At 43.7% G+C, this 25,760-nt stretch carries 21 protein-coding genes; 10 read left to right on the forward strand and 11 right to left on the reverse strand.

Features of this window, described 5'->3' with window-relative positions; translation table 11 throughout:
- The first annotated feature begins 44 nt into the window (after positions 1 to 44).
- Positions 45 to 668: a Crp/Fnr family transcriptional regulator gene (locus ACT7WV_RS02190; RefSeq protein WP_445101327.1), complete on the forward strand. Its 624-nt coding sequence runs from the start codon at positions 45 to 47 to the stop codon at positions 666 to 668.
- 112 nt (positions 669 to 780) lie between these two features.
- On the opposite strand, the gene radA is transcribed toward ACT7WV_RS02190, so the two are convergent.
- Positions 781 to 2,304, reverse strand: coding sequence for a DNA repair protein RadA (gene radA, locus ACT7WV_RS02195; protein WP_445101328.1), 1,524 nt, complete (start codon positions 2,302 to 2,304; stop codon positions 781 to 783).
- 198 nt (positions 2,305 to 2,502) lie between these two features.
- Here radA and rpaB point away from each other — a divergent pair, with 198 nt between their 5' ends.
- The 3 genes from rpaB to ACT7WV_RS02210 all read left to right on the forward strand — a co-directional run bounded on the left by rpaB (position 2,503) and on the right by ACT7WV_RS02210 (position 4,526).
- Complete coding sequence (gene rpaB, locus ACT7WV_RS02200; RefSeq protein WP_445101329.1) at positions 2,503 to 3,243, forward strand: response regulator transcription factor RpaB; 741 nt, start codon at positions 2,503 to 2,505, stop codon at positions 3,241 to 3,243.
- Between the two features lie 74 nt (positions 3,244 to 3,317).
- The gene (locus ACT7WV_RS02205; RefSeq protein ID WP_445101330.1) at positions 3,318 to 3,986 is read left to right on the forward strand and encodes a cofactor assembly of complex C subunit B; all 669 of its coding nucleotides are present in this window, start codon (positions 3,318 to 3,320) and stop codon (positions 3,984 to 3,986) included.
- Positions 3,987 to 4,526 carry a DUF456 domain-containing protein gene (locus ACT7WV_RS02210; RefSeq protein WP_445101331.1) on the forward strand — a complete coding sequence of 180 codons (540 nt, stop codon included), beginning with the start codon at positions 3,987 to 3,989 and terminating at the stop codon, positions 4,524 to 4,526.
- Here ACT7WV_RS02210 and ACT7WV_RS02215 read toward each other — a convergent pair whose 3' ends face one another.
- Positions 4,527 to 6,080, reverse strand: coding sequence for a sensor histidine kinase (locus ACT7WV_RS02215; RefSeq protein WP_445101332.1), 1,554 nt, complete (start codon positions 6,078 to 6,080; stop codon positions 4,527 to 4,529). It lies immediately after the preceding gene.
- A 589-nt stretch (positions 6,081 to 6,669) separates the two neighbouring features.
- Here ACT7WV_RS02215 and ACT7WV_RS02220 point away from each other — a divergent pair.
- From ACT7WV_RS02220 to ACT7WV_RS02235, 4 genes are all read left to right on the forward strand, one after another.
- Positions 6,670 to 8,106 (forward strand): AAA-like domain-containing protein, encoded by a 1,437-nt coding sequence (locus ACT7WV_RS02220; RefSeq protein WP_445101333.1) that lies wholly within the window; start codon positions 6,670 to 6,672, stop codon positions 8,104 to 8,106.
- Between the two features lie 562 nt (positions 8,107 to 8,668).
- A complete protein-coding gene (locus ACT7WV_RS02225) occupies positions 8,669 to 9,886 on the forward strand; it encodes an AAA-like domain-containing protein (RefSeq protein ID WP_445101334.1) in 1,218 nt (405 codons plus the stop codon).
- A 103-nt stretch (positions 9,887 to 9,989) separates the two neighbouring features.
- Complete coding sequence (locus ACT7WV_RS02230; protein WP_445101335.1) at positions 9,990 to 11,360, forward strand: DUF2157 domain-containing protein; 1,371 nt, start codon at positions 9,990 to 9,992, stop codon at positions 11,358 to 11,360.
- A 54-nt stretch (positions 11,361 to 11,414) separates the two neighbouring features.
- Entirely contained in the window at positions 11,415 to 12,092 is a 678-nt protein-coding gene (locus ACT7WV_RS02235; protein ID WP_445101336.1) for a GDYXXLXY domain-containing protein, read from the forward strand.
- Between the two features lie 155 nt (positions 12,093 to 12,247).
- Here the strand turns inward: ACT7WV_RS02235 and sppA are convergent, their stop codons facing one another.
- The 8 genes from sppA to ACT7WV_RS02275 form a co-directional block, all read right to left on the reverse strand.
- Positions 12,248 to 14,065 (reverse strand): signal peptide peptidase SppA, encoded by a 1,818-nt coding sequence (gene sppA, locus ACT7WV_RS02240; protein ID WP_445101337.1) that lies wholly within the window; start codon positions 14,063 to 14,065, stop codon positions 12,248 to 12,250.
- A 126-nt stretch (positions 14,066 to 14,191) separates the two neighbouring features.
- Positions 14,192 to 15,220: a type 2 isopentenyl-diphosphate Delta-isomerase gene (fni, locus tag ACT7WV_RS02245; protein ID WP_445101338.1), complete on the reverse strand. Its 1,029-nt coding sequence runs from the start codon at positions 15,218 to 15,220 to the stop codon at positions 14,192 to 14,194.
- 106 nt (positions 15,221 to 15,326) lie between these two features.
- The gene (pyrR, locus tag ACT7WV_RS02250; RefSeq protein WP_445101339.1) at positions 15,327 to 15,872 is read right to left on the reverse strand and encodes a bifunctional pyr operon transcriptional regulator/uracil phosphoribosyltransferase PyrR; all 546 of its coding nucleotides are present in this window, start codon (positions 15,870 to 15,872) and stop codon (positions 15,327 to 15,329) included.
- 200 nt (positions 15,873 to 16,072) lie between these two features.
- Positions 16,073 to 16,666, reverse strand: a complete 594-nt coding sequence (locus tag ACT7WV_RS02255; protein ID WP_445101340.1) for a peptidoglycan-binding protein — start codon at positions 16,664 to 16,666, stop codon at positions 16,073 to 16,075.
- A gap of 271 nt (positions 16,667 to 16,937) precedes the next feature.
- A complete protein-coding gene (locus ACT7WV_RS02260; RefSeq protein ID WP_445101341.1) occupies positions 16,938 to 17,912 on the reverse strand; it encodes a M23 family metallopeptidase in 975 nt (324 codons plus the stop codon).
- A gap of 114 nt (positions 17,913 to 18,026) precedes the next feature.
- Positions 18,027 to 19,007, reverse strand: a complete 981-nt coding sequence (gene cbiB, locus ACT7WV_RS02265) for an adenosylcobinamide-phosphate synthase CbiB (RefSeq protein WP_445101342.1) — start codon at positions 19,005 to 19,007, stop codon at positions 18,027 to 18,029.
- A gap of 34 nt (positions 19,008 to 19,041) precedes the next feature.
- Entirely contained in the window at positions 19,042 to 19,431 is a 390-nt protein-coding gene (locus tag ACT7WV_RS02270) for a GFA family protein (RefSeq protein ID WP_445101343.1), read from the reverse strand.
- Between the two features lie 18 nt (positions 19,432 to 19,449).
- A complete protein-coding gene (locus tag ACT7WV_RS02275; protein ID WP_445101344.1) occupies positions 19,450 to 19,893 on the reverse strand; it encodes an Rrf2 family transcriptional regulator in 444 nt (147 codons plus the stop codon).
- A gap of 484 nt (positions 19,894 to 20,377) precedes the next feature.
- Here ACT7WV_RS02275 and ACT7WV_RS02280 point away from each other — a divergent pair, with 484 nt between their 5' ends.
- Entirely contained in the window at positions 20,378 to 20,770 is a 393-nt protein-coding gene (locus ACT7WV_RS02280; RefSeq protein WP_445101345.1) for an AbrB family transcriptional regulator, read from the forward strand.
- Positions 20,771 to 21,365: 595 nt separating this feature from the next.
- Here the strand turns inward: ACT7WV_RS02280 and ACT7WV_RS02285 are convergent.
- Complete coding sequence (locus tag ACT7WV_RS02285) at positions 21,366 to 22,676, reverse strand: ArnT family glycosyltransferase (protein WP_445101346.1); 1,311 nt, start codon at positions 22,674 to 22,676, stop codon at positions 21,366 to 21,368.
- A 1,046-nt stretch (positions 22,677 to 23,722) separates the two neighbouring features.
- Here ACT7WV_RS02285 and ACT7WV_RS02290 point away from each other — a divergent pair.
- Positions 23,723 to 25,702 (forward strand): cation:proton antiporter, encoded by a 1,980-nt coding sequence (locus tag ACT7WV_RS02290; protein WP_445101347.1) that lies wholly within the window; start codon positions 23,723 to 23,725, stop codon positions 25,700 to 25,702.
- Positions 25,703 to 25,760: the final 58 nt, after the last annotated feature.

Consider the following 25,760-nt stretch of genomic DNA (forward strand, 5'->3'; position numbering starts at 1 on the left):
TTTTAATTTTCACTTAGTTTTAATTCTTTTGAGACTCAACTACTATGACTACTCGCACTTACGCTTTTGGCTCACCCACTAATTTAAGACAGCGCACCTTCAGCCGTCGTGACTCACTACCTCTGCGACCAGACGGTTTATGGCAAATTGCCAGAGGAGCAGTGAGAACCTTGACTTGGAATCAGGAAGGAACACTAATCACTCTGGGATATTGGGGACCAGGAGATGTAGTTGGCCAACCTCTATCTAAGATCCAGCCTTACCAAGTGGAATGCTTAACTAGTGTAGAAGTTAGCTATATCCCTTCTCATCAGTATTACCAAGCCTTAGATGCCATTATGTCCAATATTCAACAATCAGAGGAGATGTTGAATATTATTCGCCACGAACGGATGCCTTACCGTTTGCATCAACTTCTCATTTGGTTAGGTAACAAGTTTGGTCGCGACGTTAACTCCGGAAGACTAATTGACCTGCGACTGACCCATCAAGGACTAGCAGAAGCAATTGGCACTAGACGAGTCACAGTTACGCGGATACTTAACCAGTTTGAGCGAGAAGGAATTATTTCCCGACCCAGACGCAATTTTATTGTGATTTGCGTTCCCATGGCAAAGGTTAAGGAAGTAGAACCCCTTTCCCTGATGAGTATGGTAGCTGCTCAGTAAGTTAACCGAGAATTAGACGCTAAGGGTGGGGAGTAGGTAGAAATTGCTGCCAGTTACTCTTAATTCTCCCACTGCCTTTCCCCCAATCCCTAGCTCTAGTGCTTGATGTCTCTTAGTTCTCCGTCATCCCATCTTCATCAAAATTATCTACTAGCTGCTGACGCAGGCCACCAGGTAAGGCAGCAATAATTGCGTCTAAAACTCTCGATACTGGTATGATTTCTAGTCCCAGATCAGGTAAAGTTTGACCCTTGGGAATAATTGCTCGCTTAAAACCAAGTTTAGCAGCTTCTTTGAGGCGTAGTTCCATCTGAGAAACCAGTCTTACTTGCCCTCCTAAGCCCACTTCTCCAATCAGGACAGTGCGCGGATCAACAATGCGATCGCGAAAAGAGGCTACAACTGCAACCGCCACACCCAAGTCTGCGGCCGGTTCCTCTACACCCAAACCACCAGCGGTAGCCACATAAGCATCTAGTTTCGATAGCGGAATACCCACCCGCTTCTCTAGTACCGCCAAAATTTGCTGCAAACGGCTGTAATCTACACCTGTAGTTGAGCGGCGAGGTGAGCCATAACTAGCAGGAGCAACTAGTGCTTGTAACTCCACAAGAATGGGGCGAGTGCCTTCACAAGCAACGACAGTCGCAGTACCAGGACTCATTTCGTCCCGACTACCTAAAAACAGCTCGGAAGGATTTGCCACCTCCTGCAAGCCTTTGTCCACCATCTCAAAAATACCAATTTCATGAGTGGCACCAAAGCGATTTTTTACCGAGCGCAGCAGTCTGTGAGAAGCAAAGCGATCGCCTTCAAAATAGAGTACGGTATCTACTAGGTGTTCTAGTACTCTTGGCCCTGCGATCGCACCTTCTTTGGTAACGTGTCCGACAATTAACAGGGTAATGTTGGCCCGCTTTGCCACCTGCATCAGAGCTGAGGTACATTCTCGAACCTGCGCCACAGAACCGGGAGCCGAAGTTAGGGCGGCAAAGTAGAGTGTTTGGATACTGTCAATGACCGCTACTTGAGGTTTGAGGGACTCCAACTCCCGGAGAACTTCTTCCAAATCTGTTTCGGGTAGCACGTAGAGGTTTGGCTCCTGAGTTGTTGATTTTGAAGAGGTTTTGGGTTGTTTAACAGCGCCGTTACCAGTCTCTGCCTCCACTGGCATTGCACCCACGCCGAGGCGAGAAGCCCGCAGCTTTACTTGTTGGCCCGACTCTTCGGCACAAACGTAGAGAATACGGTGCTCAAATGCTAGTCGATTAGCTACTTGGAGTAGTAGAGTTGATTTGCCGATACCAGGATCGCCGCCAATTAACACCAAAGAGCCAGGAACAATCCCACCTCCTAAGACTCGATCAAGTTCACCATAGCCCGAAGCAAACCTGAGCTGAGAGTGGTTGGAAATTTCGGAAAATTTGAGGGATGATCTCGGTTGAGCTGGCCCTTTGTTGGCAGAGTTACTGTAATCATGGGTAGATTGCCGCCCCCCGCGCACTAGGTTGACTGGGGCTTGATTAACCACTTCTTCCAAGGAGTTGTATACACCACAGGATGAACATTTGCCAAACCATTGCGAGTGTTCTGCACCGCAGGCGTTACAAACATATAAGGATTTTGGCTTTGCCATCCTAATCTAAAAGTCCCAAAAACTATTGCCAACTATTAAAAAAGTTTTAATTTATAAACAAAAATTAAGAAAAGCCGTCATAGATTATTAATATATAAAGTTGAAGCCTTAAAAAACCTTCTTATAAAGTAATATTCTATGGATAAGCTACTGATAAATTAACAATTCACTGAGTAGATTTCAGGAGTCTTGAGTCAATTGGAAATTCATAAAGAAAAAATTCTCGTTGTCGATGATGAAGCTAGTATCCGCCGTATCTTGGAGACTCGTCTTTCCATGATTGGCTATGATGTGGTTACGGCCGCTGATGGAGAAGAGGCACTAGAAATCTTCCATAAAGCTGACCCTGACTTGGTAGTTTTGGATGTAATGATGCCGAAACTCGATGGCTATGGTGTTTGCCAAGAGCTGCGCAAGGAATCAGACATTCCTATTATCATGCTAACTGCCTTGGGGGATGTTGCCGATCGAATTACTGGTTTAGAGTTAGGAGCCGATGACTATGTAGTCAAGCCCTTTTCTCCTAAAGAATTAGAAGCTCGTATTCGCTCCGTGCTGCGACGGGTGGATAAAGTGGGAGCCTCCGGAATTCCTAGTTCTGGTGTCATCCATGTGGCGAATATCAAAATCGACACCAACAAGCGACAGGTTTACAAAGGAGATGAACGCATTCGTCTCACCGGGATGGAATTTAGTTTACTAGAGTTGCTAGTCAGTCGCTCTGGAGAACCTTTTTCTCGCTCAGAGATTTTACAAGAGGTGTGGGGATATACGCCAGAACGCCACGTAGATACCCGCGTTGTCGATGTTCACATTTCTCGCTTACGGGCGAAATTAGAAGACGATCCTAGCAATCCTGAGCTGATTCTCACCGCCAGAGGTACTGGCTATCTATTTCAAAGAATTATTGAACCGGGAGAGGAAGCCTCAATTAAATAAAAATTAAAAATTACCATTGACAAATAATTTTTTGTTGGGATTGATTTTAGTCTTTCTTTTTAACTGATTTAAGCATGGCTAAACCTGATCAAAATTCCGTACTACGGCAGCTACCGTTAGTGGTTGGCGGGTTGGGGGGAGTATTACTACTATCTAATCGATTGCTCACACCCCAGCTAACAGACTCTCAGGCGCGTGCTGATGCCTTGGGAGTTATTTTGAGTGCGGTATTGGTTTTGACAGGTTTACTCTGGCAACAGGTGCAGCCACGTCAGCCGGAAGCGGTTGATTTAATTGGGGAGCAAGGCTTTGAACTGGCAGCAGAGCTACCGGAGGAAGTCAAGACAGAGCTTGCTTGGGCATCCCATTTATTGCTAATGAATACAGTAACGCGATCGCTAATAGTTTGGTATCAGGGCAAGGTATTGTTGCGTCGAGGCATCCTGGGTACTAACCAAGAAGTCAAACCAGGAGCAATTTTGCAACGAGTTTTAGAACAAGGAAAACCCATCTATTTAGTCAACCTGAAACTGTATCCTGGAAGTATTGAGTTTGACTATTTGCCAGAAAACACCCAGGGTCTAATCTGCCAACCCATCGGCAACCAGGGTGCCTTAATTTTAGGAGCCAACGCCCCTCGCAGCTACACCAAACAAGACGAAAATTGGATTGAGGGGATTGCCGACAAAATTGCTAACACCCTCAGTCGCTATGCAGATGATATTGCACTGGCGGAAATTTAAATGTCTTTAACGGTTCTCTACTGGTTATTACTTGCTCTGATGCTAGTGGGTGTTATCGGAGCAGTGGTTCCAGGAATTCCTGGTTCTAGCTTGATTGTAGTGGCAATTTTAGTTTGGGGAGTAGCTAGCGGTTTTGGTGGTCTTAGTTGGGCTATAGCAGTTGCCTGCCTGGTGTTGTTGCTCAGTGTAGCCATTGATTTTTTGGCTACCTACTGGGGAGCTAAAGGTGTTGGCGCTAGCAAATGGGGTCAAATTGGGGCAATTATCGGATTAATACTGGGATTTTTCGGGCTGCTGCCTGCTTGGCTCATTGGTGGGCCACTGCTCGGTATTCTTGTGGGGCCGCTTTTGGGAGCATTTATCGGAGAATTTCTCTATCGGCGTGAGTTAGAGCTAGAGCCAAGAATCAGGTTAGCATCAAAGGCTAGTTTAGGCATTGTCGTGGGTTCGGTAATTGGCAATTTAATTGAGGGCATGTTGGCTTTTGCCGCTGTGGTAGTCTTTGTATTCACCACCTGGCCGCCAGGAACTGGGATTTAATTAACAACAATTGCGATTCTGAACTACAGGAAGTTCAATCACAAATTCGGTTCCCTCTGCCAAAGTTGACATACACCGTAACTGTCCTTGGTGTTGATTGACCACAATTTGATGACTAACAGCCAAGCCTAATCCTACCCCCTGTCCCACGGATTTGGTAGTAAAGAAAGGGTCAAATATTTTCTGTAGTGTCTCTGGTGACATCCCTGGCCCATTGTCAGCAATCGAGATCACGACTTTCTCTGGCTTAACCAATGTCGTGCGAATCCGAATTTCACAAGGTTTTGCCGACTGATTGTCCTGGATTTGGTGTTGTCTTAATTCTTCGAGTGCCTCGATGGCATTACTCAAGATATTCATAAACACCTGATTTAACTTGCCTGGGTAGCACTCCACGCGGGGTATATTATCGTATTCCTTAACAACTTCCACCGCCGTCTGCTCAAGATTAGCTTGTAGACGATTACACAAAATTATCAGAGTATGTTCGATACCTTCATGGATATCCATCGTCTTCAGTTGTCCTTCGTCCCGGCAAAAGTTGCGCAATGACTGGACAATTCCATAAATGCGATCGCTTCCTGTTTTCATGGAATTCAGCAGCCTAGGCAGATCTTCTCTTAAAAAGTCTAGGTCTTTTTCTTCCATTGCCTGTTGGAGTACCGGGGTAGGTGGTTGTTGAGATTGATGCAATTGCAATAACTCCAGTAAATCCTGGGAATAATTTTGCAAGTGCAGCAAATTGCCACAGATAAAACTTAAGGGGTTGTTGATTTCGTGGGCGACGCCCGCTACGATTTGCCCCAAACTCGACATTTTTTCTGTGTGAATTAGTTGTGCTTGAGTTTTGCGGAGTTCCTGGAGAGTCTCCTCTAACTGCTGGGTTTGCTGTTTTAGCTGAGTCTGTACCCTTTTACACTCACTAATATCTTTAATGACGGCGATGAAGTATTGGGGATTTCCTTGAGAGTCCCGCAATAGAGATACTGATAAATGCATCCACTGTAGCTGCTGATCTTTGCGGATGTAACGCTTTTCTAGAGAATAAGTTTGCCGTTTGCCTTCTAGTAGCTGACGTGCATATTCCCAGCTAGGTTCTAGATCGTCTGGATAGGTAATTTCCTGGACAGTCCGCTCTAAAAGTTCTGATTCTGTGTATCCTAGTAGGCTAGAGAACTGTCGATTTACCAGGACAAACTTGCCCGATAGGGTTAACTGACCAATTCCTGCGGCAGCTTGCTCAAAGATAGCACGGAAGTTTTCTTCCGTTTCTAGCAAGGGTTCTGTCGTCTGTTTATCTTCTTTGATATCAAGACAATACCTAGACTCTTTAGCCGGATCAACTACTAAAGATTGATCACAGGCTCTATTTCCACTAAAGCTGAGTACCTCTTGATTCTGCTGTTGCAACTCTTCTAGTGTAGTAGAGAGTTCATTAATTGCTTCTACTACTACTGCTCTGGGCTGAGTTAGCAAGCTTTGAGTACATTGCCGAATTGTCTCAAAACAGTCTTGGGTAGATTGAACTTGTTGTTTAAGATCATCAGTGTTCATAAATCAATTCCCCCGTAAAATTTTGAGAGTATCGGCGCTGATGGTTCCCCAAGAAGTCAGCCAGAAGTTAATTTTTTGGGTAAGCTGAAGATATTTCATTTAGTAGACTTTATCGGTGTCGGGTATTTAAGGGAATGTTTAGAGATGCACCCTTTCCGATTTTGTCAGTAGATAATCTTACGCTACAAAGGAGTTAAATAAGTTGGAGCGAAGCCTTAAGGAGTTAAATTTTCCTCAATAATCAACTGAGAGTGATTCAGTACTCTCAGCAAAACTCGATAATAAATCTAGGACAAACATTAGCATGGGAAAACCCCTAAAGTGTATATCATTTTGCTGGTATAACGTGACCTTAACTTTTAACAAATAGCGTATAACTTTTATAGTTAGCGAACTTTAAGGTTACCCATTAATCACTCTCTAAATATATTAACCTGTAATTTTTCTATCTTCGAGGTGAGCAAGCATTGGGGTAAACCTAGTATGGAATAGGTAATATTTGTTATATAAAGTTAGATATTTAGTCAATGTAAGATTAACTTTTATTTAAAAATAAGTAAAAATAAGGTTTTAATTCTCCGATAATTTCATGATTTACGATGTAGAACAGGCAATAGGAATTTTAGACACTCTGTTAGAGCCAAGGCAATTGAGTGATCTTCAAGAACTGCTGCTGCGTGAGTGTTGGCAGGGGAAAAGCTATCAAGAGATTGCTGAGGAGTTCGATTATGAAGCTGGTTACTTGCGGATTGTTGGCTCTCGACTATGGCAAGAGCTTAGCGATACTGTTGGTGAAAAAATTACCAAAAGTAATATCCGTTCTGTGTTGAGAAGGCAACTGCAAGTAAACAAGTCCAGGGATAAAATAATACAGAAACAAGAAACAGAAAATAACTTCAAAAGCCAGGAAAATCTCTCATTTTATTCCCTAGAAAGAAATAATCTCGAATTATTTAAACCTAGCTTTCCTGGATGTTCAGTCAGTATCAACTCTCCTTTTTACGTGGAGCGTTTTCCGATTGAGTCACTTTGTTGCCGAGAAATTTTGCAGCCAGGAGCCTTAATCCGGATTAAAGCACCTCAAAAGATGGGCAAAACTTCGCTGCTTAACTACATTATCTCTTATGGGGCAAATAAGCAGGGCTACAAAACAGTACGTCTGAGTTTCCAACAAGCAGATCAAGGAGCAATTAGCAATCTCAATCACTTACTGCGCTGGTTTTGTAAAATTATTAGCTGGAAGTTAAATATAGAACCTAAGTTGGATGACTACTGGGAGCAAGATTCTAATTTAGCTAAGTCTAGTTGCACTAGATATTTTGAAGAATACTTATTACCACAGCTGAGCGATCCTCTTTTGTTAGGTTTAGATGAAGTTGAACGCATCTTCTCCTATCCTCAAGTTGCTCAAGATTTTTTGCCCCTGCTGCGAGTTTGGTACGAAGAAGCTAATGAAAACCCAATTTGGCAAAAACTACGGTTATTATTAGTTTATTCTACGGAAGATTATTTGCCGCTAAATATTAATCAATCGCCGTTTAATGTTGGGCTACCTATTGCTCTCCCAGAGTGGAACTTTCAGCAAGTTAAGCATTTAGCCAGAGGCTATGGACTTAACTGGGGAAACGATGAAACTCGACAACTGATGGAACTGGTGGGAGGACACCCCTATCTAGTGCAACTAGCTTTGTATTACCTTCAGGAGCAAAACGCTACTGGCTTAGCTTTTTTCTACCCAGGAAACGATGCATCACAAGCTTTCACTTTTGAAAAGTTACTGGAGTATGCTCCTACAGAGTCTGGCATTTATAATAATCATCTGCGACGACAGCTAGAGTACCTACAAGACTCACAACTAGCCGCAGCGATGAAGCAAGTAGTGAGCAGCAGCAGCCCGGTTTTGCTGGCGTCACAGCTAGTCTACCGATTACAAAGTATTGGTCTAGTAAAACTATGTGGCGATAAAGCAATGCCTAGTTGCGAGCTATACCGTCAATATTTTCGTGTTAGACTTACGACTCCCTGATAACAAGTTACTCCCCCAAGGTAATAGATGCGGGACAGAGCAGATGAAGTTAGAAAAAGTAATAGTTATGTTAGCGTTAGCTGTGGACGGGCGCAGCTTAGGGAGTAAGCCTCTCTGTAGCCGCAAGGCAACCCGAAGAGGAGTCTGAGCTACTTAGTCTAGAGAGCGACAAATTTCCGGTCACAGAGGGATGTTACGCTCCATGAGCCTACAACCCAAGCAATTCAGTTGCATTACCCAGTTTAAGGTATATGATGAGGAGGGATGATCAACGAAGATGGATACACATCTAGGTTAACTAATTTATGAGTGATTTTATCCCAATTGGAGCGAATAAAATCTATGCTTTTTTTTCTGAGCCATCAGAAGAGCTAGATAGGAAGGTGGTGTAGAAACACAACTACACGAGCTAGCTTAATCGTTGTTTATATTCTATCGTTGTTTATATTCTAGAGTTACTCCTCAAGGATATTGAAGGAGAGCTTCCAAGATTCAGCTCTAATGCTCTGAAACTGCCAACCACAAAATCAAATAGAGATTTTTGCACTTGGCTATTGATAATATGAGCAAGAGCTTATTTTCCGAGCCTGATTACTATAAAGTCGGAGGAAGCCTTCGATTTGATCATCCCTGTTATGTTCAACGAAGTGCAGATCAACAACTGTACGAGGCTCTAAGAGCCGGCGAATTTTGCTATATTTTTAACTCTCGGCAAATGGGCAAATCTAGCTTGCGCCTACAAACCATACAGCGGTTGCGAAAAGCAGGAGTGCTATGTGCGGCAATAGATTTGACTAACGCCAGTAGCGAAAATAGCACACCAGAGCAGTGGTACAAAGGAATATGTTTTGAGTTGTCAAGAAAGTTTGGTTGTCATCAACAGCTAGATTTAAATTCCTGGTGGACATCTCAAATATTTCTATCTCCTATCCAAAAATTAACTAATTTTATAGAACAGATATTATTCGTCAACTTACCTAAGCAGCAGATTGTTATTTGCCTAGATGAAATTGATGTTTTGCTGGGTCTAAAATTCTGCACCGAAGATTTTTTTGCTCTGCTGAGCCGCTACGATAGTCAGAGAGTAGAACATCCAGCTGATAGACGCCTTACTTTTGCTGTGTTTGGGGTAGCCGCTCCCCCAGAGTTGATCCGAAATCCCAAACTTACTCCTTTTAAGGCTGGCTATGGGATCGCCTTAGCCGGTTTTAAATTGTCAGAAGTTAAGCCATTAGCCCAAGGATTGGTCAACAAAGCCCAAAACCCAATGGCAGTACTCAAAAGCATCTTGCATTGGACAGGAGGGCAACCGTTTCTGACGCAAAAACTTTGTCAACTAGTTGCATTAACACCGGGAATAGTGTCTGCTGGTCAAGAAGAAAAATTGATTGAGCGTCTGGTACACCAGCAGGTAATTGACAATTGGGAAACCAACGATGAGCCAGTGCATCTGCGCACCATACGCGATCGCCTCCTCCTGAGTGAACAAGATACCGGGCTACTTTTGCAGCTTTATCGGCAAATTTTGAACCCCTCAAATCAGAAGAGGAGGAGCAAAAGAGAATCTTCCTCAATCCCCCGGCGAAACTCAAAAATTCTTAGTCAAGCAAGGGGCATCATCGCCAAAGAAAGCGTTGCAGAAACAGCGTTACTCCTGTCTGGGTTAGTCGAGAAACGCAACGGAGTTCTTGTTGTGCAAAATCCTATTTATCGAGAGGTTTTTAATCAAGATTGGCTAGAAAAACAACTATCCCAACTGCCTAGCTACTCAGCAGCTTGACAATTAGGGAGCCATTGAGGTGATTAACAGCAATTACCCCAATTAAAAAATCTAGGATTAGAGAAGCGCAAACTCTGTCAGACATAGCATTATCATAAAGGTTATGATGCCTTTAGATAAATTTCGTCGTCAGTTACGTCAAGAAGCAGAGCAATGGCGAACTGAGGGATTAATCGATGATTCTGTTTATGAGCAACTATCAGAACGTTATCAATTTAGTGACCTAGAGACAGCCGCCCGTAACCGATTTGTCGTGATTTTACTGGGGTTGGGCAGCATCCTTTTAGGTTTGGGTGTGATTACTTTTGTCGCCGCTAACTGGCAAGCTTGGCACAGAGAATTAAAAGTGATCTTGTTGCTCAGTGTGTTTTTGGCAGTCAACATCACTGGCTTCTACCTCTGGCGACGACCAATTCAGCGATGGCAACGCCGCCTGGGACAGGGATTATTACTCTTAGGAGGTCTAATTTTAGGGGCAAATATGGCTCTGATGTCTCAAATGTTTCATCAGAGTGGACTGCTCTATCAGTTGTATCTCCTTTGGGGATTAGGTATTTTGGCAATGGCTTATGGCCTGCAGCTGACTTCCTTGGGGATAGTAGCAATCCTTTTAATCAGCTTAGGGTACATTCAGGGTCAGGGACAGCCAGAATTCTTAGCTGTAGGAGAGTTTTATTGGTTGCGGCAGATAGTTAAACATCTGCCGATTTTAGCTATTTTAATGTTTATTCCACTGGCTTATTGGTGTCGTTCACGGTGGATTTTCCGTCTAGGTGCGATCGCCACAGTTTGCTTTTTAGAGGCTAATTTGATCGAGCAAAATTTGTCTCGTTCTCCAGCCTGGATAGCTGCAGTCGCTTGCGCTTTACCAGCGGCGCTACTCTGGGGTTACAGAGATAATCTTTGGGTAGAGCGCCTTCAGGGAGCTGAGTCTTTCAATAGTACAGCTCGTACTCTTGCCATAACTTTTCTGGGAGTTGTGTTTTATCTGTTATCTTTCCATGGCTGGTGGGACACTTCTTCAATACCATCGGTTGACGATACAGCACGATTACCTAGCTATCTCTTAGTAGATATTCTGATTTTAAGCTGCCTAACTATTGGGGAATGGTTGCGGCTGTGGCGCAGATTAGATTTAACTAGCATTTTCGTGGCTGGGATGATTGTCGTTGGTGGTTTAATTCCCTATTGGCATCTCAGTACTGGTGGGTTAACCTTCGAGGCGGTATTAAGTTTCAACCTGCTTTTATTTGTACTCGCTGTTGGCTTAGTGCGTCAGGGACTGGCACAAGGTCAACGCAAGCTTTTCTGGGGTGGTATGGTGCTACTGACTCTGCAAATTTTAACCCGCATGTGGGAGTACGATACCGATTTACTTTTCAAATCTTTTGTTTTACTACTATGTGGTTTCGGTGTCATTGCGGCCGGACTTTGGTTCGAGCGCTACGTCCGCAAAATAGGTGTTGGGGAATAGAAACTGGAAGAGGGAGAACGTTGAAGACAAGGGGGATAAGAAAGAGGACTTAAGATGACATCTAACTCAGACTCCAAAAAAAACACACCTCTCTGGCGGTTCTGGGTGCCTTTTTTATTTCAAACCGCGCTAATTATTGCCGTTCCGACCCAGGCAGTTTACACTGTGCTGACTGGCAAAACGGTTATTCTTCAGACAGCACCAGTTGACCCCTATGAACTGCTGCGAGGCTATTCTCAGACCCTTAGATATAACATTTCCAGTCAGGAAAACTTGCGCCAGCTCAAAGGTTGGGAAGAATTACCCAAGCAAAAAATTACTCAACCCGATGGTCAAGATGTTTCTCTGATTGAACCTGGCACTATTCTTTATGTAGTTTTGCAAGCGCCAGAAAAAGCTGATTCAGCGGAACTGCCACTTGCTTGGCAACCGATTTTTCTCAGGGCTAAACTACCTAGCCAATTATCAGCCAATCAGATTTTTCTCAAGGGTATTGCCCAGGGTGGTTTTGTCCAGTATGGCCTAGAAACCTATTACATGCCTGAGGATCAAAGGGAGCAAATTAACACAGAACTCGGTAAAGCTGGACAAGTGGAGCCGAACTCATCACCGCAAACCCCACCAATTGTCATGGAAATTAAGGTAAATAAGCAAGGTGAAGCCGTACCAGTAAGCATTTGGGCACAGCTTAGAGAGGGTGATCAAGAGCGGATCCTTAATTATCGTTTCTAGATAAGTGGTGAGGGCAAATGGCAAATGGAAAATAGAAAATTGAGACTATAAGCCAGATTCTGGTATGTACAGCTCAATTAACCATTTTCCCGCGAAGCGAGATTTTCAGCGGCTAAGAGCGGTCGTTCCTCCTATTACTATTACCCCGACAAAGTTTAATCAATTCGCCAGTTGAAAGGCAGACGGCTGTAGATTCCTCTGGGGTCATTCATCGCCTTGATAATAGCTAAATCTTCTTTTAACTTGACAAATTTGGCGGTCAATGGGTCAGACACTTGCCCTTGACTAACCTTTTCTGTACCCGTAAGCTTTCCTAAAATCCGTTCTTCCAAGCTGCGCACTTCTGGATATTCTTCCAGTTGCCAATCATCTTCTAACTTAGCTTGCTTAGCAGCATATTCGATGGCTGCATCAATGCCTCCAATTTCATCTACTAAACCCAGTTGCTTAGCGTCCTTACCAGACCAAACCCGTCCTTGGGCAATTTCTTGTACTTTACTCTTGGGTAGTTTGCGAGACTCTGCCACTTTGTCAAGGAACTGATTATAAATCTGGTTAACTATTTTTTGAGAGATGGCTAACTCTTGGGGCTGTAGAGGACGGCTAACACCCAGGCTATCGGCAAAACGACCGGTTTTGACAACATCCCAGGTAAGGCCATTTTCGTTAGCTAGTTCTTGGACATTAAACTGCAATCCAAAAACACCGATAGAACCAGTAATTGTGTTTGGTTCTGCAAAAATTCGGTCACCGTAGGTAGAAATCCAATAACCTCCAGAAGCTGCCACATTGCCCATGGAAACAATCACTGGTTTTTCTTTGCTGATCAGTCGTACTTCCCGCTGAATAATTTCCGATGCCGTAGCACTACCACCGGGGCTATTAACCCGCAGTACTAATGCTTTAACATCCTTATCTAGTCGCAACTGGCGTAGTTGTCTGGCAAAGCTTTCACCACCTATCTGCTGGACGTTACCTTGACCACTAACAATTTCGCCTTCAGCATAAACCACAGCAATTTTATTTGCAGAACTGCGCTGCTGGAGTTGTTTAGTTTGGGTTTTAGCATAGGTGTTGAGGCTAATTTGCCGGAAAGATTTATCTTTTTCAGTACTACCAGTTAGCGTTTTGAGGTCAGCAATCACCTCATCAAAGTAGGAAATTCTATCTACTAAACCTCGGCTGAGGGCTTCCGAAGCTGTCAATAATCCTTGAGAGTTAGCGATTGCCTGTAACTGCTGAGGGCTTTGCTTGCGGCTTTGGCTAACACTTGTCAGAAATTCACCCCAAACATCCTGCAACAATTCTTGAGTTTGTTGCCGACTTTCTGAACTTAGCTGTTTGAGAATGAAGGGTTCAACGGCTGATTTGTATTTCCCGACTCGGATTACCTGAACACCAATACCGTATTTTTCTAAGGCTCCCGTGAAGAATAGTTGTTCAGAGGCCAAACCATTGAACTCCATAACTCCCATCGGGTTAATAATTACCGTATCTGCTACAGAGCCGAGGTAGTATTCCTTTTCTCCCAAATCAACATCGTAAACAATGATTTTTTTGCCTGCAGCCTTGAAGCTTTCGAGGGCATTTCTTACTTCAGTGAGGGTTGCCCAGCCAGTATTGCTAATCCCTGAGCTTTGAGAACCGTCTAGATAGAGAGCAACTATTCGTTTGTCTTTACGGGCTGCCTCCAAGGTATCAAGAACCTGGCGCAGTTTTATGTTGTTAGTTTCTTGAGCTGATAGCGCCTCTTCTAGTGCCTCACTAGGGTTTGAGGCTTGAGTATTATCGGTTATATCTAAAGATAGATCAAAAACCAGCACCGATTTGTCTTTAACTAGGGGTTCAGAATCTTTTGAGGCTACTGCAATTAGTAAAAAGAGCAGTCCACTCGCTCCTAAACCGAAAAACAAAATTAGTCCGGCGAGGCTTCCAATCAGGCTAGCAAAAGTCTGCTTAATAAATTGACGCATTGGGGTTGGCAGCAAAAGAGGAGACTAGGAAGTTTTATTTTTAAGAGTTAAAGGTCAAAATTGAGAATTTTTCTGGTTGTTTTTTACTTACAACTTAAAACTTTCTCACCCTTAACTATTTGATCCTTATCCTAACTTCTGTAGCACATTAGAGTTCTTAAGCTCGGATAAAGTGGCATTACCAGTGCAAAAGAGAACGGTAGTAATTTCTGCAATTAAAAGCTGTACTAGGGAATCAACTGCCTCTGCTGACTCAGATGCTGCCTTGAGGAAAGGCCAGGCTAAACCAGAAATATCTGCTCCTAGGGCGATCGCTTTGGCAATATCCAATCCATTGCGCAATCCTCCAGAGGCAATTAGAGGGACTTCTGGGGCAATCGCTCGAATACTGGTAATACATTCAGCCGTTGGTAAACCCCAATCAGCAAAGGTCAATCCCAATTGCCTTTGCTTGTCGCTTAAGGCCCGTTCACTTTCCACTTTTGCCCAAGATGTCCCACCAGCACCAGCCACGTCGATCGCACTAACACCAGCATTGAGCAATTTTTGCGCCATTACTGCTGAGATACCGTTTCCTACTTCTTTGACAATTACGGGTACTGGCAGCTTAGCGCACAAAAGCTCTATTTTCTTAAGTAAGCCTCGAAAGTTGGTGTCACCTTGGGGCTGAATACACTCTTGTAGGGGATTAAGATGCAAGATGAGGGCGTCTGCTTGCAAAAGATCAACCACGCGCTGGCACTCATCTAGTCCGTAGGTGTAGTTAAGCTGAACTGCACCAAGGTTGGCAAATAAGAGAATATCAGGAGCAAGCGATCGCACGGCAAAAGTATCGGCAACCTGTGGTATTTCTACCGCTACTCTTTGGGAACCTACACCCATTGCTAGTTTATAGTGCTGGGCAACTTCAGCCAGACGAAAATTAATCGTTTTTGCCTGTTGTGTACCGCCAGTCATTGAGGAGATCAGCAAGGGGACTCCCATAGTTTTTCCCAGAAACTTGCTGTTCAAGTCAATTTCATTACAGTTGATTTCTGGCAAGCAACAGTGGGTGAAGCGATATTTTTCTAGTCCGTTGGTTAAGCGTTGAAATTGCACATCTTCATCTAGACAAATCCGTATATGGTCCGCCTTGCGTGTTTGGGTTTGGGTCATAGCTGCAGGAATTCATCTAGTTACGTTGGTTGACAATCTTGATTGTCCCATCGACCGACCCGTCACCTACTCTTAAGCCATCAAAACTCAACACTAATTGACCAACTCAAGGGGAAATAACTTTGATTAACTCTACCCCATCCTGTCCATCGACATCTTGTAGATAAACCTTGATCTGTTCTTCATTGGCTGTTGGTAGCTGTTTGCCAGTGAAGTCGGGACAAATCGGTAACTCCCGATGACCTCGATCAACTAAAACTAGTAAACGAATTGTCTGAGGTCTACCGTATTCATTAACTGCATTCAGAGCGGCGCGAATGGTGCGTCCGGTGCGGATCACATCATCTACTAACACTACAGTTTTACCAGAAATATCGAAGGGGATTTCACTTTTTGCTGGCGTCCTCACGCCGATTTGATCCAAATCATCCCGGTAAAATGTAACATCTATTGACCCTACTGGCACTGGCAAGTTCTCTAACATTTCCATTTGACGTCCTAGCATTTTGGCTAAAGGAACACCTCTGGTATAAATGCCCACTAGGGCAAGTTTAGACAAATCTCCAGATTTCTCGATCACCTCAGATGCCAAGCGGGTGACTGTGCGCCGTAATTCTTCGGCTGAGAGAATTTCAATAATTTGAGTGCGCATCCTGAATTATTTGTCGCAGCTAGTTCAATAGCTAAATATTAATTGTTAATAGTATCTGCTAAGCAAAAGCCCTCTGATGTTTAAGCGTCTACATACTCGCTCAGAAAACAACAGAGGGGAACTTTTAAACCGAAAGGCGTTGCCTTAGGAATTAGGAGTGTTATTTAAGGCTATGGCGCGGGCCTTTTGGCAGAGTCAAGTTATCTGATGTAGGTACCAGATACCCAACCACCGTTAGAAAGCTGCGACCAACCGCCAGAGTAACGACCACTAAGGCTGACGCGGCTGCCGTTGTACAAGCTACCAATAACGCGATAGCCTGTTCCCGGACCAGAACGGATGCGCAGATTGCTGCCATGGGTTGCTACACGGTAACCGCCACCATAGGAACGATGCTTACGGTGGGTGGGTTGATAGCCATAGTGAGAAATCCCTAAAGCTCTTCTGGTTTGTGGACCAGCAACCCCATCTACCCTCAGCCCATTGGCTCTTTGGAATCTGATGACCGCATTCCTGGTGATTGGGCCATAATATCCTGTTGAGCTAACGTGACCGGGAAAATAGCCAGCCCTCTTAAGAGCATTCTGGAGCGATACGACACTATAGCCAGAAGCTGAGGCTGCATTGGTTACGCTAATCACGCTCAAGAACAGCGTCACAGGTAGTAAAGCCATCACAGATGAACTAGAAAACTTTTTCCAATTCAATCCATTAAACAAAGTCAGTTCAGGTAAACCAAAATTTTCTGCCTCTTCATAGGCAGCGGATGAATGAGTGTATGCAAGTGCTTCCATAATCCTCTTCTCTACTTGGTGGATATCTCTATTGGGTTGCACTGAATGCCACCAACGATAGCCATAAAATGCTACCGATGATAGCAACAAATCATAACATCAGAAAATGAGGATGTCGGTAGTCTTTACATTAAGAAATCATACAATTAGCTCTTTTTTCGGTAAAAAATGGGATTGAGGAGATGTAAATACCCTAGCCAAACGAGCATACACTAGGACACGGGTTTTATCTTGAGCGATCGCATCTGGAAGACAGCCCTAGACAACTGGGCTAAAATCTGCGGGGTAGCAATTGGTAGGGATTTACTGGGCCTTGACCCTCGTAGTAAATTTCAAAATCTAAGTGGGGTGTACTGCCATCGGCATTGCCTTCTATATCGGCAATAATTTGACCCTGATTTACTTTTTGCCCCTGGCTGACAAAAATTCTACTATTAATGCCATAGCGAGTGAGACTGCCATCAGGGTGCTTAATTTCTATTAATTTTCCTCGACCTGAACTATCAGGCCCTGCATAGATAACTTCACCAGCAGCAGCCGCCAGAATCGGACTACCTAAAGGAGCAGCAATATCGATTCCTTGATGTAATTGTTTAGGATCCGTAACGTAACCAGCGACAATATTCCCCTGGCTTGGCCAGATAAACTGAGGAGAATTTGATCCCGTGGACTGGCTTACCAAGGACTTGGGTAGGGAGGGAACTACTCCGGCTAGCAAAGGCGGGAGCAAAGGAAGTGGATCAACCGCCTCTTGACCTGCGGGGTGAACCTCAAAATGCAAGTGGGGTGCAATGCTTTTTCCCGTATCACCCATCTCAGCAATTATTTCACCTTGGCTCACCTGTTGACCTTTTCTAACTAAAATTCGATTGTTGTGGGCGTACTTGGTCAAAGTGCCATCAGGGTGTTTAATCTCTACTAAATTACCAAATCCGTATTCATCAAAACCTGCAAAGACAACTTCACCCGCAGCCGCCGCCACAATCGGAGTGCCAATTGCTCCGACAATATCAATACCTTCGTGTAGATATTCTGAGTTAGAAACAAAGCCCGCACCAAACTCTCCTTGAGTAGGCCAAATATATTGAGCACTATTTGAGGTGGCTGAATCCTCAGTAATTGTGGTAGCTGTTCTATTCGTGACTGGTTGAGGGGAAGCCAGGGCAATTGCTGCTCCCACTATTTTGAGCAACATCAACCCAATTAAACTTAGAGTCAAAAGTTTAGTACTATTAGCTTTTTTCACTTACTTACCTCGTATTTGTCGGAACCAGCTTTCAGAGGATAAGAGTTGCTTAATTTTTGGTCAAGAAATAAAAATATCAAGCTAGTCTGGAAAAGTTTTCGCTATCTGATAGTTTCAGAATGTGTTGTGAAAAGTCAAGATAAATAAAAATGCTATTGCCAGCCAAATCAGAAAACAGTGACGGGTTAGCTGCAAAGCTTGATCAATTTTGTGCGGTGTGATCGGGTTTATGGCGTCGCCTAGAAGCGGTTTCTGCTGAGGAATTCCGCGATAATAATTAGTGCCGCCTAGCTGAACACCTAAAATTGCGGCAAAAGCACATTCACTCCACCCGGAGTTAGGACTAGGATCTTTACTGGCATCACGGCGACATAAACGCCAAACTTGCTGGGGTTTTCTGGAAACAACTGCTAGAGTCAATACTGTTAAGCGACAGGCTGGCCAAGTAAGGTAGTCTTCAAATTTGGCACTGAACCAGCCTAAATCTGCTAGGGGTTCTTGCCGATAACCAACCATAGAATCCAGGGTACTAGCTGCTTTATAAGCTAAGGCGAAGGAAACACTACTTACCCCAGGCAAAAAGGCTCCGATAATTGCATAAAATAGGGGAGCCATCACTCCATCTGTTGTATTTTCAGCTACAGTTTCCAGAATAGCTCGCAAGATTTCTGGCTCAGAGAGGTTATTGGTATCTCGACCAACATATTGACTTAATTGGGAACGCGCTAGTTCTAATTTTCCGATGACTAGAGGTTGCAAAACATCGACTGCGGCTAAGCGCAAACTGCGACCAGCAAAACAGCTTGCTAGTAAGATAGTTTCTAGAATAATGCTCAACAAGGGATGAATCCTAGTTGCTACTGCTGAGATTAACCATCCTGTAAATCCGCTAGCAATTATTAGTCCTACACCCAGAATAATTCCAGCTAAGCGGCGCTGCCACTTTTTTGAGAAGCTACTAATTGTTAATTGAGTAAAACGAGAAATTATCCAGCCCATTAATCTTACTGGATGAGGCCATCCCCAGGGGTCTCCGATCAGGTAATCCAACAGGGCAGCTAGTAGTAAAACTGTATAGTTTGTATCAAAACTCACCAATATTTAAGTTTCCCACTTTGGTGATCAGTGACTATTCTTTGATTTTGTGGGCATTCTCTTCCCAATTAGCACCATCAAAAGGCACAATACTAAATTCCGAGAGAACATTGCCCTCCAGACAACGAAGGTTAACATCAATTGCCTGCGGATGAGAACGAGGTCGATAAAAGGGATGAATACCACAAATACTACAAAATGTATGCTTGGCAGTGTGAGTGTTAAAGGTATATGTAGTTAGTGCTTGATCACCACTAAGTAAGGTAAATTGCTCAGGGGGGACAATCAGGTGTAAGAATCCTTTTTTTTGGCAAATCGAACAATTGCAATCAATTGCCTCATGCTTGTCAACAATTACACGGAAGCGGACAATACCGCAGTGACAGCCTCCATCATAAGTAACCGGTTCATTCCTGTTTGTCATCGTTGCTGCAAAATTTATTTAAACAACGAAACTGGTTTGCTCTCCTTGAGCAGCTTGCCAGCTCCGGGCATCATAATAAAGGTCGGCAAGAGTTATACTATACAACGCTTCTTTAAGTTTCTGGTGTAGCCTTTGCCAAAGAGTAAATGTTACCCAATCTTCTGCTTGGGTGGTGTCTGGAGTATGGCGAGGTAATGGTTCGATTGTTTCACCAACAGCTTCAAGAATTTCACCTAAAGAAATTTGTGCAGGCTCACGGGCTAATTGATAGCCACCTTGAGAACCACGCACTGATTTAACTAAACCAGCATGACGCATTTCAATAAGCAGTTTTTCTAAGTAAGGAGCTGGTAAGTCTTGACGGCGGGCGATTGCTTTGACAGATACCGGTCCATACTCAGGCTGTAAGCTCAGATCAAGTAACGCTTTGACACTGTAGTGTCCGCGATTAGTCAGCTTCATAGAGATGGAAAATCCTTGTATTACAGCGAAAATTTTTGCGCCTGATCAGCTAATGAGTTTTGCTTAAGTCCTCAAGTCAGTCTTGTTTTTGAGTTATTGTTAAGGTCGCAGTTAACTGTTCTACAAGTCTTATTGTTTTTCCAACTCTGGTCGAACCATTAACTACAATCCTGTGTATTTATCTTCAAGCTTAGTCGAGGGCGAAAGTGATCACCCTGTGAGCAGACGGTTTTTGTTTTATTTTTGATATCAATGCTACGAACAACTAACATTATTCCGATGTATCAGTTTTTCACAACCTAGGCCTTGGAGTAACGACGTGAGTAAAAACCCTGAACAAATAAATATGACCAAGCAAGTTGACACTCTTTGTGTAATATAGTTTGATATGCTGATAGTACACTAAGATTTTATTGTCTTAGTTAACTCTCAGTCCAACTGAAACCCGACAACCACTTAAGTTCTTAGTTTTAGATCCAAGTTGATGGCTAAAAAGAAAAAAACTGAACCCTTAATGGGTGATGCGCTGATAAAGAAAGTCAAGGAACTGGGAAACCTCAGTAAAGAAGAAAAAGCCAGAGCCTGTGGCTACTACACCGTGACAAAAAACGGGGTAGAGCGAGTCAACATGATGAAATTCCTCAATGCTCTTATTGATGCAGAGGGAATTGAGTTAGACAGTAAAGTCAATGGTAATGGTCGTGGAGGACGTAGTGCCAGTTATCGCATTTCGGTGCAGTCTAACGGTAACCTACTGATCGGCTCTGCTTATACTAAACAGATGGGTTTACAACCAGGGGATGAATTTGAAATTACCCTAGGACGTAAACACATTCACTTGAAACAAATTGACGAAGAATCTCTTGAAGCATCCTGAGTCGTCAAGATAAGCGACAGATGGAGCGGAGCGATAGGTGCATCAAAGCTAAACCAAACTGCAATTGCCAACAGTCGCTAGAACAATTAGCTACTTGCTGTCTAGTAAGCGCGATTGTTGTTACTCAGTCATTTGTAGTTAGTGTTCTGGAGAAAAACCTAGAATTAAGGCACCGTTAATAGGAATTTTTTTTGTCGCTTTATCTAAACTAGCGAGAAACTCCCGTCACAAAATATTTGACGGCGGGATTCATTCCTGTTTGTACGCCTGCTGATACAATTAATAAACTCTGCAAAAAGTGTATGGATGGGAAGGGGATTAAATGTTCAGATCTATCAGATCTACAAGCTTTCTCTGAGCCTATACCCCGGGGTTTTTCTACTCCTCTTGTCGCCCCGCACAATAGCCTGCTCCGGTTTAGGGGTCAGGCTCCTCTTTAATTGATTAAGCTATGCTTATATCCCCTTAAGGAACAGAGGATTGATATTTAATTTAATCTCTAGTCCGGCTGCTTAGTGGTTTTGGGATTTAGTCTTAGTAATTAATTTATCAACGAGAGGCTTCGCCAAAACTAAAGATTTAGGCGAAGCCTCTTTCAATGAAACGCTATTAAAAGTAGTAAAGAGATATATGTACCCCAAAAAAGAATCACAATAAATTGCAAATTACGTCGCGCTGCTAAAAAAGCTGCCACTGTCATAGTGAGAGCAACTGAAGCGAAAAACAAAAATAATGATCGATAAGCTCCTGCGTTGATGGAAAAATAGAGGCCGCCTGTAGTCGCTCCAGCTACTAAAGCCAGTAAGCTTAAGCTGAGACTCCAAAGACGAGGATAGGATTGAGCACTAGGTAAATTCCAAACATACGCTAGTTGAGCACCACCAGCCAGGGCTAAGGCTGGGTAAACGGGGAAGATGTACCAGGAAAGTTTAGCGAGCATGACTGGAATAGCTAAAAGATAAATACCAGTCCAAACCAGTACCAACTTTCCCCAGCCCCAATTGCGATTGTCCCAGGCAAGCCGCAGACCATAACACCAGAAAAGTAACCAAGGTACGCAGAAAATTTCTACCGCATAGTACCAGAAAGGACGAGATTGACGATTAACTAATGCCCACAGAGAAGGTAGGATCTTTGTGCCGGAATTACCTAATATTTGACTTGTTGGCATTAGGGGAACTGCGTACCATGCCAACCCAGGAAAACAACCAAGCAACACACCCAGCCACCAATAAACAGAAGTTAGTAGTCTAGGCGTATCCCAGGCTAGAAAAACTAGTGCAATTACTCCTAGTAAAAGTCCGAAAAGAATACCTTGAGTAAGGCAAATTAAGCCTAATCCAATACCAATGCCCAGTGACCAGCGTAAATCACGACGCGATCGCAAAACACACCACATCGTGAGTAACACAAAGCATAATACTGTTCCATCTAACAGCGCCAGACGCCCGTGATAAATCACCGGCAAGAGAGTTAGATAAATTAAGCTAGAGAAAATTGCGCTTTGACGCGAGGGGAACAATTCTCTGCCAATTCCATAAAGTAAGGGTATTGAGAGAGCACTCAGTATTGCACCAGGTAAGCGCATCATCCCAGGGCTAATGCCACCCATCTGATATGCAGAGCCAATCAACCAATAGAGTAGGGGGGGTTGAGGGTACTCAGATTTACCTGGAAGAGTGGGGTAAAGCCACTCCCAAGATGCCAGAGGTGCCGCTTGTATTTTACGAGCAATCAGATCAACCGTTCCTTCTGCCCAAGATAAAAGTGGTAAACTCTCTAAGTTAATTCCGAATAAAAGTAGTGCAGCTAGGAGTAACCCTAAAACCCACAACCCCTCGATCCAGCTTTCAGTCTTGCGAATTCGGTTTTCTGAGCGACCCCATGTAAAAGTTTGACGATTCATCTTTATCAACAATTAATATTGCTGCTTTCCAGCCAGTTGTATTTATCTGGGCAATCAGATGGGCTGATACCACTCAACGTGGAGCACAGCAGCAGAATTACTTTATAGGTGACTTTTCAATTATGAATGAGAAATTCATGGTGCCAAAGTTAGATTTATTTCCTGAGCTTGAGGGCTGGTGAGTCAGCTTTGTTTGGCACAACAACCAGTGCAGTCCCGATGAAGGCGGTAGCGTCCTTTACTTAGTCTTTCCTAGATAATCTAATTGGCACTCTCATCTGTAAATTAAGACATTGAAGAATAGTCGCTTCCGTGATTGTATGAGAAACGGTAGATTATACCCAACCCCTATTCCGCCCTTATATCATCACATCAGGATAATTTTGCCTGAGATTAAAGTCAGAGTAACCATAGCAATTCCGTAATCATATTAATTTTTCACTAAAATATTGGCGTTGACAGGCTATATTTTCTACGGTAGTTCTACCCTAACTCAAGCCAGCAGATTAACAATCGTAAAACCGACAAAGCATTGCGCAGAGCTACTTTAAGCTATCTCTTTAACAAGAATGCTCACTGCATAGTTGAAAGGAAGTTGATAATCCGACAAAATATAAAGAAAAACTTATTGCGCAAGCAGGAGGAGAAACTCACGACAATCACAGTTTGCCCCGCAATAGCTATTTCGAGTGGCTTAATCTGGAAGATTGCTCGATAAAAGTGAGGCCTAGCTTCTTTCCTAAAGATGTTTGAGAGTAACAAACCCTTCTTGAGAGAGAGAAATAGCTTCCGGAAAGGGAAGATCATTCTTTTTATTGAGACTGATAGCAAAGCTCTGGAGTAAGTGCCAAACTCTAGATTATGACCAGAATAGTAATTAGTACCTTAATTTATTGGAAGCTGTACATTGTTGATAGAACATCTCGCGCGTCTTTGCTTGTCAGATCACCAGTCTCCGTTATCGTTTGTGCAAAACCTAATCATGCTTTTGCACAAACAAAATAAGGCATTAAGACCCGAGTTGAGTACCTGCGACACTTACCGATATGGAAGGATCATTTGAACTAACCCTACAGATGGTCATTGCCATCTTCGCCGGAATCAGTGCCCAGGTAATAGGCGAATACCTCAAAATTCCCAGCATTGTCTTTTTGCTAATGTTTGGGGTTTTACTCGGTCCAGATGGCTTTGGTCTATTACACCCGCAGGAACTGGGAGTTGGTCTAGAAGTAATTGTGGCGCTCTCCGTAGCAGTCATTCTATTTGAAGGAGGGCTCAACCTAGAGCTGCGGGACTTAGGTAAAGTTTCCGGTAGCCTGAGAAACCTAGTCACCCTAGGAACCCTAGTTACGTTACTAGGTGGCGGTATGGCAGCTCACTGGCTAGGTGAGTTTCCCTGGTCTATTGCCTTCCTTTACGCCTCTCTAGTTGTTGTTACTGGCCCAACAGTCATTGGTCCCCTGCTCAAGCAGGTAGAAGTAGATCGACAAGTGGCAACTCTCCTGGAGGGCGAAGGCGTCTTAATTGACCCGGTAGGTGCCATACTCGCGGTTGTGGTTCTAGATACAATTTTGAACTCCGATGCTGGCCCTTCAGAAGCAATTATCGGTCTGATTATGCGTCTTGGCATCGGTGCTGCTATTGGCGGTATCGGTGGCTGGTTGTTGGGTTTGATTCTCAAGCGTCCCAACTTGATCTCAGAAAATCTCAAAAACCTGGTAGTTCTGGCAGGAATGTGGGGTTTGTTTGGTTTGGCACAAACGATTCGTTCTGAATCTGGTCTAATGGCAACTGTGGTTGCTGGTATTGTGCTGGGAGCCTCTTCTCTGCCAGAAGAGCGCTTATTGCGCAGGTTTAAGGGGCAATTAACAGTCCTGGGAGTCTCAATGTTGTTCGTTTTGCTCTCAGCTGATTTATCAATTGCCAGTGTCTTTGCCCTAGGCTGGGGTAGTCTCTTCACTATCTTCGTGCTGATGTTTGTGGTGCGCCCCATCAGTGTCACTTTGTGTACTTGGAACAGCGGACTCAATTGGCGGCAGAAAGTATTTTTATCCTGGATTGGCCCCAAAGGAATTGTCAGCGCCTCCGTTGCCTCTTTGTTTGCGATTCTCTTAACAGAGCGAGGGATTAATGGTGGTGATTCCATCAAAGCTCTTGTCTTTCTCACCATCATCATGACGGTATTTTTACAAGGGTTAACTGCCCGCTGGGTAGCCAAATTGCTAAAACTTAACCCGGAGGAAAAGGCAACAGGAGCCGTAATTATCGGTTGTAATCCTTTGAGTCGTCTAATTGCCCGTCTTTTCCAAGAGCGAGGAGAGTCGGTAGTACTGATCGATACAGATCCGGAAGCTTGTCAACAGGCAGAGGAAGAAAATTTGCCAGTGATTCAAAGCAGTGGTCTGAATATTGAGGCTCTGGAAGAGGCAGGTTTAGACTCGATGGGGACGTTTTTAGCTATGACTAAAAATGGTGAGGTGAATTTAGTATTAGCTCAACGAGCAGTTGAAGAATTTAATCCGCCGCGAGTCTTAGCAGTATTTCCTCGCGATCCCCAAGTCAATGCTCCGAAAAACAGCTCTAAAGTTAATCAGGCTTTTGTCGCCCAACTGTCAATCAAGACTTGGAACCAATATCTCAATGAGGGTCAAGTTAAATTGGGCAAAACAGTACTCAGAGAACCAGAGTTAGCTTTCCAAAAAGCTCATTTACAAGCTTTAATTCGTTCAGGAGAACTTGTACCATTACTGATGGAAAGAGAAGGGAGTTTTCAAGTTGCTAGTGCTGCGGAAAATTGGCAATCAGGAGATCAAGTTACTTACATCTTGCATGACCCCAGACCAAAACTTCTCAAACGCTTATCCGGTGGCAGTTCTTCCTCCCGTCTGGCAGTAGAGAAGTTGCCAGAAGTTGAAGAAATTCCTATTGCCTCTCCTGCCTCAGCAGCCGCTGTGGAGAAAATAGTCAAAAATCCTGATCAGGAAGTGCTGGAACCGCCAGCAAAAGAGTTGAAAATTGAAAATTGAGACTATAAGTCAGATTCTGGTGTATGCAGCTCAATTACCATTCCTGTTTTCAACTTTT

Source organism: Symploca atlantica LB2515 (assembly GCF_052546295.1).